At 59.6% G+C, this 12,324-nt stretch carries 12 protein-coding genes; 5 read left to right on the forward strand and 7 right to left on the reverse strand.

The features are described 5' to 3' along the window. Nucleotides 1-771, reverse strand: coding sequence for a fumarylacetoacetate hydrolase family protein (locus tag AF70_RS19425; protein ID WP_018927923.1), 771 nt, complete (start codon nt 769-771; stop codon nt 1-3). Between the two features lie 11 nt (nt 772-782). After that, nucleotides 783-1,439 (reverse strand): fumarylacetoacetate hydrolase family protein, encoded by a 657-nt coding sequence (locus AF70_RS19430; RefSeq protein WP_028940811.1) that lies wholly within the window; start codon nt 1,437-1,439, stop codon nt 783-785. 190 nt (nt 1,440-1,629) lie between these two features. Here AF70_RS19430 and hpaA point away from each other — a divergent pair, with 190 nt between their 5' ends. From hpaA to pcaG, 5 genes are all read left to right on the forward strand, one after another. Further along, complete coding sequence (hpaA, locus tag AF70_RS19435) at nt 1,630-2,532, forward strand: 4-hydroxyphenylacetate catabolism regulatory protein HpaA (protein WP_028940810.1); 903 nt, start codon at nt 1,630-1,632, stop codon at nt 2,530-2,532. Nucleotides 2,533-2,719: 187 nt separating this feature from the next. Beyond that, nucleotides 2,720-3,142, forward strand: coding sequence for a homoprotocatechuate degradation operon regulator HpaR (gene hpaR / locus AF70_RS19440; protein ID WP_026286558.1), 423 nt, complete (start codon nt 2,720-2,722; stop codon nt 3,140-3,142). A gap of 145 nt (nt 3,143-3,287) precedes the next feature. Continuing rightward, nucleotides 3,288-4,217 carry a pca operon transcription factor PcaQ gene (pcaQ, locus tag AF70_RS19445; protein WP_028940809.1) on the forward strand — a complete coding sequence of 310 codons (930 nt, stop codon included), beginning with the start codon at nt 3,288-3,290 and terminating at the stop codon, nt 4,215-4,217. Nucleotides 4,218-4,320: 103 nt separating this feature from the next. Continuing rightward, complete coding sequence (pcaH, locus tag AF70_RS19450; protein WP_028940808.1) at nt 4,321-5,040, forward strand: protocatechuate 3,4-dioxygenase subunit beta; 720 nt, start codon at nt 4,321-4,323, stop codon at nt 5,038-5,040. 11 nt (nt 5,041-5,051) lie between these two features. Further along, nucleotides 5,052-5,657: a protocatechuate 3,4-dioxygenase subunit alpha gene (gene pcaG, locus AF70_RS19455; protein WP_028940807.1), complete on the forward strand. Its 606-nt coding sequence runs from the start codon at nt 5,052-5,054 to the stop codon at nt 5,655-5,657. A 60-nt stretch (nt 5,658-5,717) separates the two neighbouring features. Here the strand turns inward: pcaG and AF70_RS19460 are convergent, their stop codons facing one another. The 5 genes from AF70_RS19460 to AF70_RS19480 form a co-directional block, all read right to left on the reverse strand. Continuing rightward, entirely contained in the window at nt 5,718-8,141 is a 2,424-nt protein-coding gene (locus AF70_RS19460; protein WP_028940806.1) for a glucose/quinate/shikimate family membrane-bound PQQ-dependent dehydrogenase, read from the reverse strand. 245 nt (nt 8,142-8,386) lie between these two features. Next, complete coding sequence (locus tag AF70_RS19465) at nt 8,387-9,541, reverse strand: cell division protein FtsQ (RefSeq protein ID WP_028940805.1); 1,155 nt, start codon at nt 9,539-9,541, stop codon at nt 8,387-8,389. Beyond that, on the reverse strand, nt 9,541-10,950 hold the full coding sequence (locus tag AF70_RS19470) for an MBOAT family protein (protein WP_028940804.1): 1,410 nt from the start codon (nt 10,948-10,950) through the stop codon (nt 9,541-9,543). The genes AF70_RS19465 and AF70_RS19470 overlap by 1 nt, the downstream gene beginning before the upstream one ends. An 18-nt stretch (nt 10,951-10,968) precedes the next feature. After that, nucleotides 10,969-11,643 (reverse strand): alginate O-acetyltransferase AlgF, encoded by a 675-nt coding sequence (locus AF70_RS19475; protein WP_032831146.1) that lies wholly within the window; start codon nt 11,641-11,643, stop codon nt 10,969-10,971. Beyond that, entirely contained in the window at nt 11,640-12,308 is a 669-nt protein-coding gene (locus tag AF70_RS19480) for an SGNH/GDSL hydrolase family protein (protein WP_026286561.1), read from the reverse strand. Before AF70_RS19480 ends, AF70_RS19475 begins: the two co-directional genes overlap by 4 nt. Between the last annotated feature and the right edge of the window lie 16 nt (nt 12,309-12,324).

Raw genomic sequence — 12,324 nt, forward strand, 5'->3', positions numbered from 1 at the left:
TCAAGCCTCTTTACGGGCGGAGAAAAATTCCGCTTCGCTAACAATTCGATTAACCAGGCGACCCACGCCTTCCACTTCCACAATCACTTCATCGCCGGGAACCACATCGGCCAGACCTTCCGGCGTGCCCGTAGCGATCATGTCGCCGGGCTGCAAGGTCATGAAGCTGGACAGGTATTCGATCAGGTAAGGGATGTCGAAAATCATGTCGGAGGTCGAGCCTTCCTGACGTAACTCACCGTTGATCCAGGTGCGCAGTTTCAGGTTGCTCGGGTCCGGCACGTCGGCGACGTCGACGATCCACGGACCGACCGGCGTCGTGGCATCGCGGTTCTTCACCCGCAGGTTGGGCCGGTAGTAATTTTCCAGGTAGTCACGGATCGCGTAGTCGTTGCACACCGTGTAGCCGGCCAGGTACTGGAGGGCGTCTTCACGCTTGACGTTACGCGCGGGCTTGCCGATGACGGCGACCAGTTCGCACTCGTAGTGCATATAGGCGACGTTGTCCGGGCGCCATGTAGCCTGGTTATGGCCGGTGTAGGTGCCCGGGGACTTGATGAACGCCAGGGGCTCGGTGGGCGGCTTGAAGGCCAACTCGGCGGCGTGGTCGGCGTAGTTCAGGCCCAGGGCGAACATGCTGCCGGTGGCCGGTGGCAGCCATTGCACTTGTTCTTCGGCCAGCAGGCGGCCGTCGGCCAGGCGCACGGCGTTGTGCTCTTCGACATGGACGAGGTGGACTTCACCTTCAAAGCGGATACGGGCGTGTTTCATGGAAGCTCCTGTTACTCGGCCACGATGTGGTTGACGAGGCGGCCCAGGCCGCTGATTTCGACTTCGACGGTGTCACCGGGCTGGACATCGACACGGCCTTCAGGGGTGCCTGTGATCAGCACATCGCCTTCGTGGAGGGTCATGAATTCGCTGATTTCGGCGATCAACTGGGGAATGCTGCGGACAAAGTTGGCCGTGGAGTTTTCCTGGCGCAGTTCACCGTTGACGAACAGTTTCAGACTCAACTGATGCGGATCGGCGAGCTGGTCACGGCCCACCAATTCCGGGCCCAGCGAGCAGAAGCCGTCACGACACTTGGCTTTCACCGCCGGGCGGTAGTAGCTGTCTTCCGGCAGGCTGAACTCATTGACGATGGTGTAGCCGGCCACATGTTCCAGCGCATTCTCGATGCTGACCCGGCTGGCGCTCTTACCGATCACCACACCCAGTGCAGGCCCCGGTTGCAGGCGTTCACCTTGCGGATGAATCACCGCGCGGTCATGGCCATTGCGGGTGTTGGGCGTCTTGATGAACAGCACCGGTTTAACCGGCGGTTTCTGGTAAGGCGCTTGCCCGAATTCGGCGATACGTTGGTTCAGCAACCCTTGATAGTTCAGCGCAACGCCGAACAGGGTGCCGTTCGCAACATCATGCAGGGCACGGCTCATGCTTTTTCTCCTGGCAATGGCGGAGCAGTGACTGCTTCGCGAAATATTCGTTAACCTGTTAACGTTATAATTAATATGTTAACAATCGTCAAGCGTGGCAAAATGCGCTGGCAGTGGTTAGCCGCCGCAAACCGGCGCAGGATGAAAGTCCTTGCACTGCCAACACGCAAACAAGAAAGAGAACCGAGCGATGATCGATCGTCAGCCGATCCCCAATATCAACATCGGTCAGGTCTACGACCAGCGTTACAGCGATGCCGAAGTGCACTACGACAAACTCGGCAATCTGGCTGAGTTCTTCGGCCGCAATATGCCCGTGCACCGACACGACCGGTTCTTCCAGGTGCATTACGTGAAGAGCGGTGCGGTGCGGGTCTATCTGGATGACCAGCAATACCTCGAGTCGGGACCGATGTTTTTCCTCACGCCACCGACGGTGGCTCATTCCTTCGTCACCGAAGCGGACGCCGACGGGCATGTGCTGACGGTGCGCCAGCAACTGGTCTGGCAGTTGATCGATGCCGATCCGAGTCTGGCGCCGGGCTCGCAATTGCCGGCGGCTTGCGTAGCATTGACGGGGCTGGCACCACAGTTCCAGCCCGAGGTCAGGAGACTCGAGTTTCTGTTCGAGGAACTCTGCAACGAGATCAACGCCGACAAACCGGGGCGGGGTTCGGCTTTGGATAACCTGACGCGATTGATCATGATCAGTCTGCTCAGGCTGTGCGCCAACTCTCTGGAAGCCCGCCCGGCGCGCCATGAAGACTTGCGGATCTTCCACCGCTTCAACGAGTTGATCGAAGATCACTACCTGCAGCACTGGCCACTGTCGCGCTATGCCGACGGTATTGGCGTTACCGAGGCACGGCTCAACGACGTGTGTCGGCGGATTGCCAATTTGCCATCGAAGCGGCTGATCCTCGAGCGAATGATGCAGGAGGCCAAGCGCCTGTTGCTGTTTACTGGCAGTTCGGCCAATGAAATCTGCTACCAGCTGGGCTTCAAGGACCCGGCCTATTTCAGTCGGTTCTTTCAGCGTTATGCGCAGATGACTCCAGGGGAATATCGCCAGCGACAATCGGGTTTGCGGTGAGGCAGCCATATTCTTCTCAATAGTCGTCGGCTGTTCGTGAAGCAATCATGGCCGCCGCCGGCACTCGGAAAAATGGCTTTTACAGGGAACCGATTGCACTTTTCACAGCGGGTCAGCGCTGCCGTGTTGCATGCGTACGATAGCGACTCTAAGCTTCGAAGCTTCGACCTCTTTTACTGCGTGAACCATGCCGACCCCCAGACCGTCCCTTACGCTCACCTTGTTGCAGGCCCGCGAAGCAGCCATGGCATTTTTCCGGCCGTTGCTCAACGAACATGATCTGACTGAACAGCAATGGCGGGTGATCCGTATCTTGCGTCAGCACGGCGAACTGGAAAGCCATCAACTGGCCAATCTGGCATGCATCCTCAAACCGAGCATGACCGGCGTGCTGTCCCGGCTGGAGCGCGACGGTATCGTCCGGCGCAGGAAGTCGTCCGAAGATCAGCGCCGGGTATTCATCGCCCTGACCGAGCAGGGGCAGCAGTGTTTCGTCGACATGAGTGCGGGGATGGAAAGCAACTACTTGAAGATTCAGGAGCAGTTCGGCGCGGAGTCGCTTGAGCAGTTGCTGGAACTGCTCAATAAATTGAAGAACATCAAGCCCTGATTGACGCAATGTCCGGTATTTGACATCCCCTCCGAGCAAGTCAAAAAAGTCCATTGCCACCATCCGATCACCAGGAAATTGAGCGCACGCTAAGATTGCCTGCAAACGTTTCGATACCAATGAGGCAACCTCACGGGGCTCCGTAGTGAACATCGACACCCGCATCAAATTCCGTCACCTCGTGTGCTTTCTCGAAATGGCTCGTCAGGGCAGTCTGGCGCGGGCGGCGGATGTGTTGGCGGTGAGTCAGCCAGCGATGTCGAAGACGCTCAAGGAGCTGGAGGAGCTGCTGGAGGCAAGTCTGTTTATACGCAGTAAAAGTGGTGTGAACCTGACCGAAGCCGGGGTTGCTTTTTTGCGTTATGCCGGGCCTTCGGTGCAGGCGCTGCGTGATGGGATGAACACCTTGCGCGGTGGCGAATATGCGGCGGGCAAAGTTCGACTCGGCGTGTTGTCGACGGTGGAAAGCTTGCTGGTGCCTGAGGTTGTACGGCGCTTGCACGAGCGCCATTCGGCGCTGGTGGTGAGTGTGGTGACCGGGCCAAGCGCTTATCTGTTGTCGCAGTTGCGGGTGGGCGATGTGGACCTGGTGGTCGGCCGTATGACCGATAGCCCGGAGATTCAGGGGCTGACCTTCGAGCATCTGTACAGTGAATCCATGACGTTGGTGGTGCGTCCCGGTCATCCCTTGCTGGCCGAGCCACTGGAGCGTAGCGCCCTGGAAGATTTCCCGCTGGTGCTGCCGCTGGCAGGGACGACGATTCGCAAATATGCCGACAGCCTGTTCGTGCAATGCGGCATCAGCCAGTCGCGGCAGCGTCTGGAAACCTTGTCCGTGACCCTGAGCCGTCGTTATGTGTTGTCCAGCGAGGCGATCTGGATCGCGCCACTGGATGCCGTGCGCCTGGATCTGGCAAGCGGCGAACTGCTTGAGATCAATCTGGGGCAGCGCGAACCGGGTGGTTCGGTGGGGATTTCCAGTAACGCCAGCTTGCCGTTGTCACTGGCGGCCCAGTGGTGCGTCGAGGTACTGCGCGAGGTAGGGCAGGCGTATCGCGAAGGGTGTTATCCATAACCATTTGGTTATGTTTTGAGGGTGGCTTTTCAATATTCCCCAGCCTTCTGTTGTTTGAAACTGCGCGGGCAGTGCTCCATAAATCAAGCAACAGGAGATCGACATGTCTGATGCAGACAGCAGTCGTTTCGTTATTCGTGACCGTAATTGGCACCCAAAAGCCCTGACCCCTGATTACAAAACCTCTGTCGCCCGTTCTCCACGCCAAGCCTTGGTGAGCATCCCCCAGTCGGCCAGCGAAACCAGCGGCCCGGATTTCTCTCACCTGAAGATGGGGCAGTTCGATAACGACCTGCTACTCAACTTCAATAATGGTGGGCTGCCGGTGGGCGAGAGGATCATCGTTTCCGGCCGGGTCTGTGATCAATATGGCAAGCCCATCCCGCATACCCTGGTGGAGATGTGGCAGGCCAACGCCGGTGGTCGCTACCGGCACAAAAATGATCGCTACCTGGCACCACTGGACCCGAATTTCGGCGGTGTCGGCCGGGCTCTGACCGACCGTGACGGCTACTACAGCTTTCGCACCGTGAAACCCGGTCCGTATCCTTGGCGCAACGGTCCGAATGACTGGCGCCCGGCGCACATCCATTTCTCCATCAGCGGGCCATCGATCGCCACGCGCCTGATCACCCAGCTGTATTTCGAAGGCGATCCACTGATCCCGATGTGCCCGATCGTCAAGTCGATCGCCAATCCAGAGGCGGTACAGAGCCTGATCGCCCGGCTCGACATGGGTAATGCCAATCCGATGGATTGCCTGGCCTATCGCTTCGACATCGTGCTGCGCGGCCAGCGCAAGACCCACTTCGAAAACTGCTGAGGAGTCCGTCCATGCCTATCGAACTGCTACCCGAAACCCCTTCGCAAACGGCCGGCCCTTATGTGCATATCGGTCTGGCCCTGGCGGCTGCCGGCAACCCGACACGGTCGGAAGAAATCTGGAATCAGATGGCCAAGCCGGGTGCCGAGGGCGAACAGATTCTGCTGATCGGTCATGTCTATGACGGCAACGGTCACCTGGTGCGAGACTCGTTTTTGGAGTTTTGGCAGGCCAACCATGAAGGTGTCTACGACCCGGTCTTCGACTCGGAAAAAACCTTCAACAGTTTCGGCCGAACCGCCACCACCTTCGATGCAGGCGAGTGGACACTCAATACCATCAAGCCTGGCGTGGTGAAGAACGCCGTCGGGGTGCCGATGGCGCCGCACATCAATGTGTCGCTGTTTGCCCGCGGGATCAATATTCACCTGCAAACCCGGCTGTACTTTGCCGATGAGCCACAAGCCAACGCGACGTGCCCGGTGCTTAATCTGATCGAGCAACCGCAGCGTCGCGAAACGCTGATAGCGCAGCGTTGCGAGGTGGATGGCAAGGCGGCTTATCGTTTCGACATACGTATTCAGGGGGAGGGTGAAACGGTGTTCTTCGATTTTTAAAGGCAACAAAAAACCGCTGCCACGCTCACACGGCGGCAGCGGTTTTCAGGTGTTACTGGTTTACTTGCTATCAGGCAGCGCGTAAGCGATCACATAATCGCCGCGATCGGGCGACTGACGCGCACCACCCGCGGTGATGACAACGTACTGCTTGCCTGTTTTCGGCGACACATACGTCATCGGGCCACCCTGGCTGCCCACGGGTAGCCGGGCTTTCCAGGCCTCTTCTCCGTTGGCGGAATTGAAGGCGCGCAGGTAGTAGTCCTGTGTACCGGCAATGAACACCAGGCCGCCCTGGGTGGAGAGCGTACCACCCAGCGTCGGCATGCCGATCGGCAACGGCAGATGCATCTTGATACCCAACGGGCCAGTGTCCTGGACGGTGCCGACCGGCACTTGCCACGCGACTTTCTGGGTTTTCATGTCGATCGCGGTCAGTGTGCCAAAAGGCGGTGCCTGGCAAGGGATGCCGGCAACCGACAGGAAGCGGTTCTTGTTCACTGCATACGGGGTGCCTTTGAGCGGTACCGCGCCCATGCCGGTGTTCAGTGCCTCACCACCGGAAGAGGTTTTGGCATCTTTCTGCGCCGCAATCATCTGGATCCACAGGCCCAGACGCATGTCGTTGACGAAGATAAAACCGTGTACCGGGTCAGTCGAGATACCGCCCCAGTTCATCCCTCCCAGCGAGCCCGGGAAGCTCAGCGAGATATCGGTGCCGGGTGCGGTGTACAGCCCGTCATAACGCATTTTCTTGAACGAGATACGGCAGAGCAGTTGATCGAACGGCGTTGCCCCCCACATGTCTGACTCGGTCAGCGTTTGCGCGCCGATCGCTGGCATGCCCACCGATTTCGGCTGAGTCAGCGAGTAAGGTTCGTTCGGGATGTTCGAGGTTTTGACCGGAACCTCTTCAACCTTGGTCAGCGGTTTGCCGGTGGCGCGGTCAAGCACGAAGATCTGGCCGGCTTTAGTGCCGATCACTACGGCGGGCACCTTGCTGCCGTCGGCTTTGGTGAAGTCGATCAGGCTTGGCTGCATGGGCAGGTCGAAGTCCCACAGGTCGTTGTGGACGGTTTGGTAGACCCACTTTTCTTCGCCGGTTGTTGCGTTCAGTGCAAGAACGGAAGCACCGTACTTGTGGTTCAGTGCCGTACGTTCCACTCCGTAGATGTCGGTGGACGAACTGCCCATCGGCAAGAACACGGTGTTCATCGCCGGGTCGTAGGACATCGGTGCCCAGCTGTTGGGCGTGCTGCGCACGTAGGTGCTGCCGGCCGCCGGAGCCTGCTTGTCTTCGGGGTTGCCCGGGTCGAATGCCCAGCGCATCTCGCCGGTGACGACGTCGAAACCACGGATCACGCCACCTGGCATGTCGGTCTGGACGTTGTCGGCGACACGGCCGCCGACAACCACGGTGGTCCCGGCCATCAGCGGTGCCGATGACAGCTGGTAATAGGAGTCAGGGACGTCGCCGAGACCGGCTTTCAGATCAACCTGGCCGTTGTTACCGAAGCCCTGGCAAAACTCCCCTGTGTCGGCGTCCACTGCGATCAGGCGCGCATCGATGGTGTTGGTCAGCAGACGGCGCTGGCAGTTGGCGCCGGCCGGTATCGACACGGGTTTGACAGGTGTGCTGCCGTCAGCAGGCTGGGCGAGCGCAGCGGTAGCGTCGAAGTAGGCGATACCGCGGCAACGCTGCCAAACACGGGTCTTGGCGTTGATCTCGTTTTTCCACAGCTGTTTACCGGTGTCGGCATCCAGTGCGATGAGGTTGTTGTGCGGGGTGCAGATGAACACCTTGTCGCCAACCTGCAACGGTGTCATCTGATCTTCGGCGCCATTGCCGTCGCTGATCGCGATGTCCCCGGTATTGTAGGTCCATGCCGGCACCAGCTTCGAGACGTTGCTACGGTTGATCTGGTCCAGAGCGGCGAAGCGGCCGCCGCCTTCGTCGTTACCGTAGTGTTCCCAGTTTTTCTGCGCCTTGGCAGGTTCGACCTTTGTCAGCCCTGGGCCGTCACCGGTCGGCGAAACAGGGGCATGGGGTACGAACATACCGGCACCACCTGCAACGATGGCGACTGCCAGCACACCGCTCAGAGCGTAGCCACTGCGGCCGCTGGCCAGGCTATTGGCCTTGCGCAGATGGGGGTAGACCAATGCCACCAACAGGCTCAGCACGCCCAGGGCGAACAAGCGAGAGATCAGTGGCCAGAAATTCAGTCCGACATCGGCCAGCGCCCAAATCACGGTCAGCACCATCACCGCCGCGAACAGCCAGGCACCCTGCAGACGCTGCTTGAAGAGCAGTACGGCAGAGACGATCAAACCGAAACCGGCGAGCAGGAAGTACCAGTTGCCACCCAGCGTGGCGAGGTAGCCACCACCGGTTGCGAAGAATAATCCAAATACCAGCACACCGAAGGCGACGACCCAGATGGGCCAGCGGCTGACGGATGCCGAAGGTCGAGACTTAGTCATGTTGCATGATCCTACTGACGCATGAACGTTTGTGGGGAGGGTTAAGAGCAGTGAAGGCAAGTCTGAAAATAGTTGTTAACTATTTGGTTAATTGCGCAAAGATATCAAAAAAAGCGAGCCCTGCGACAAATTGTCATTTGCCGGAAAGGAGAAACACTGTTGCGAAGATAGTAACAATCGAGAGAAATGCCCCTGAACACACGGGGCGAGCTGGCGAAGATTGCCTTCAGCCAGGTGTGATTGGCCTACCGCAAAGAGCGATAGGCAATGGGGTCGACGTACGCCGATTGCAGGTCCCGCTCCGGGATTTCCCAGATGATTTGCTTTGGCGGCGTTTCTTTGGAGGCCGGGTTGCTGAGGTAGCTGTTTGCAGCGCCAGAGAACGCTCCACCGTCTTTGGCGAAGTTACCCACGGGGGCGCCCAGTGCCTGCTGCAGAAACCCTGCGAAGTTGGAGTTGCGTGAGAATGAAGTGCCGATGAGCGCGGTGTTGGGGAGGTCGGCATCGCCAAAAAGGTCTGCCTCAGTGTCAGGGTTGGCGGCTGACGCAGCGGGAAGTTCGTGGGTGCTGGCTTGGGCGACCATGTCGGGTGCGGGTTGCCATTTGAGCGGCAGCCAGTCGATGCCCGCCAGATGGACCAGATCGCCAGGTCGAACCGCGAGCGGGGCATGATGCTCGTTGAACGACCTGCTTGGCGTGGCGCTGATGCCCAGGGTCTTCAGGCGCTGTGTGATGGCATCGGCCGCCGCCTTCGCGCCGGATTCGCTCCAGTGCGTATCGGTGCGCAACCAGGCACTGGCCCCCAGTGGCGTCAGCGCAGCGGTGAGGTCCAGATTCGACACGCCGCCCGCATCCAGCTTTGAGGTCCAGGCCTGGATGCGTCCTTCGAGAGCAGCTGGGCGGTGCAGTGTGCAACGCTGCTCGGAAGCGATGCGGCTCTTGTCTGGAACGATGACCACCAGCAGGCTGATACCACGCTGGGAGAGCTGCTGCTTCAGGTCAATCACGGCCTGGGCTTTTGCATCGGCATTGCGCTGCGCTTGATGATTAACCTTGAGCTCATCGGCCAAAAACAACCAGCCAGGACAGCCTGAGCGAACCCTCGGCCCGGTGTCGTTCAGGAGCAGCCAACTGACTCCGCGCTCCAGCTCGGCGAAGGTCGTGGGGAGGTGAGCGTTCGACAGTTCCTTGGCGAGTCGATGAGTGATATCGCCATCAAGAATCTGCGAGGTCAGCACTTCACCGGGTAACAGTGAGATCTGCCCTGAAACGATCAGACGGCCAGAGGACAGCAGTCCGACGAACAGGAATATCAGCAGCGCCACGCCTGCCAACCGACTGCTGCGAATCGCCAAATCATCTGGCTGAGTAGGGAGCGGGGGAGGCTTTAGGGTTGTCATCAGAATTGGAAGTACAGGAAGGGTACGGTTTCGCGACTGGCGATCAGTGCGAACGACAGCATGAAACCGGCGATGGGCCAAAGGGCGGTGGTGTGGAGCAATAGGCCGCCCAGTCGTTTCTCACAGTAAGGGTGCAACAACGGTGCAACGACACCGAACACCCCCAGCAAACCCGCAAGGCCGTGTACCGGGCGTAGGGTCGCGGACAGTTCGTCACCGAGGGCAATGCCTTGCAGCCCGAACTGTCCGGCATACAGGCTCAGCGCGCTGTGAAAGTCGGGGGCGCGGAACAGTGTCCAGGCCAGGCAGACGAACAGCAGGGTCAGCCCATGGGAAAACACTGGCTGTAACGGGGGCAGGGTAGAGCTGTTCCAGACACGATTCACACACAACGCAATGCCATGGGCGCTGCCCCACAGCAGATAATTCCAGCTATCGCCACCGTGCCAGAGGCCGGCGATGGCCATGATCAGGAACAGGTTGCGATAGGTTTTCCAGGTACCGTTGCGATTGCCACCCAGCGAAATATACAGATAGTCACGCAGCCAGCTGGACAGCGACAAATGCCAGCGGCGCCAGAAGTCCTGGATGCTGTTGGCCAGATAGGGACGGTTGAAGTTCTCGGGAAAGTGGAAGCCCAGCATCAATCCAAGGCCAATGGCCATGGCGCTGTAGCCGGCGAAGTCGAAGAACAGTTGCAAGGAGTAGGCAAGGCAGCCGATCCAGGCGTCAGAGAAACTTGGGTTCTGCACATTGAACGCCACATCGACCACCGGCGACAGGGTGTCGGCCACCAGGACCTTCATGCTCATCCCGACCATGAACCGGCGTGCGCCCAGCGAGAAATTCTGCCAGTTGAAGTGACGCTGATTCAGCTCACGCCGAACCCAGTCATAGCGAATGATGGGACCGGCGACCGAATGGCCGAACATCGAAATATAGGTGGCGTAATTAATGAAGCTGCGTTCGGCCGGCACGGTACGGCGGTGTACATCCACCAGATAGGAAATCGCCTGCAAGACGATAAACGATAGCCCGGCCGGCATGATGACTCGCTGCCAGTCCAGCGGCATGGCGCCAGACCAGGCAAGGGCATCGATCAACGTACCGGCGACGATGTTGGCGTACTTGTACCAGCACAGCACCGCCGTGTTGAGCACGATCAATGTCACGAGTAGCCGCACGCGGCCCTTGTCTTTTTCCCGCAAGGCGTCAATCAGCAAGCCGCCAGCCCACGCTGTGATCGTCAGCACCACATGCACTGCGAGGAACCGAGGGCTCAACCAGCCATAGAACAGCCAGCTGCCGATCAGTAACGTGACGTTGCGCCAGGCGGCTGGGCACACTGCATAGCTGCACAAGAACAGCGGCAGGAACAACGTCAGAAACTCGAGAGAGGCAAAAACCATGGTGGTGGTGCGATCCGATCAGTGGGCCAGGACGTCAGTCGCGAGCAACAGGTGCGGGCCATTTGCACCAGGTAGCAGCACAACGCTGTAGCGTTCGCCGGCCTTGAGCTGGCCGAGGTCAAGTGGCGCACCGACGTTGGTTTGGGCGCAGACCAATTGAACCGACAGGCTGACCGGGTTGATCGCTCGGCGTTGCACGCTGCCGTCGGCCACCTCCTTGAACAGGTCGGTGTTTTTCCCCGCAGCACGCAAACCGGCCTGGGTGCACGCTGGATCGGCGCTGATAAACGCCAGCGAGGCTCTCAGGCTATTGAAATCGTCGGGTTGCTCACGGATGACGACCTGGCGGATACCTTTAGCGCTGTCTGGCAAAGCGATCACACTGGCGAATTCGCCTGCTGCCACCTGGATGTCCAGCGGCTGGCTTTTGCCGTTGCGTTCCAGGGTGCCCTTGATCGGCTGGTTGGCGGGCACGGGCAGGTAGTCGGACACGGCATTCGAACCCTCGAGCCTGAGGCTGGCCCGCGAGCCTTCGGCCAGCAGTTGCAAGGGGCGGTCGGCGGCGTTGATAAAGCGCAAGAAGGCCGAGTCCTGATCCGGGCCCGTCGGGTACAGGGCAATGTCGGCGGCCTGGGCGTTCAGGCTCAGCAACAAGGGCGCGAACAGCGCCCAGCCACATGCGGATCGAGTCATTTGCCGGCTCCTGTGCTGCTGACGGTGTCGGCGGGCAACTTGGCCAACGCACCACCAATTGCAGTGCCCCAGGCTTGATAACCGGCGACGGTAAAGTGCTGCCCATCAGTGGTGATCCACTGCCCGGGTTTGGAGAACGTCAGCGAATCGATGTAGGTGCAAGGCGCCACGTTCGCGGCTAAAAACTGCGACATCAACTGGGTACGGGCATCATTCTTCTGGTACATGCCACCGGCTTTGCCCCAGGCCGGGCCTACCCAGGCGCAACGGGTCCCGGTGGCCGCGATGGCCTTGGCCAGGCCGGTGACGCTTTGCCATGCCCAGGCCTTTGGAAACACGGGCTTGTCATAGGACGCCATGGTGTCGCCGATGACCAGTACCACCAGGTCGGGCTTGTCGGCGGCGATCAGGTCCTGGATCGGTGTGGTGGTGGCGTCACGGCCCTTGATCACCATCTTGTCGTTGCCTTTGCGCTCGGCACCGCAGTCGACCTTTTTACTGATCAGCCAGTCGCCGGCGCTGGCGCCACAGGCACCGATGGAGTGAACCAGGGCGCCTTGGCGAGTCAGGTTGTCGTGCAGCGGCTCCAGCAAGTGGTCCGCGAGGCTCATGTGACTCTCCCCAAGAACAAGGAGCGTCAGGCCGGCAAGGGCAGAAGTGGGCATCGGAAACTCCAGAATG

The sequence above is a fragment of the Pseudomonas sp. KD5 genome (assembly GCF_012932895.1).
In the GTDB taxonomy this organism is placed as follows: domain Bacteria; phylum Pseudomonadota; class Gammaproteobacteria; order Pseudomonadales; family Pseudomonadaceae; genus Aquipseudomonas.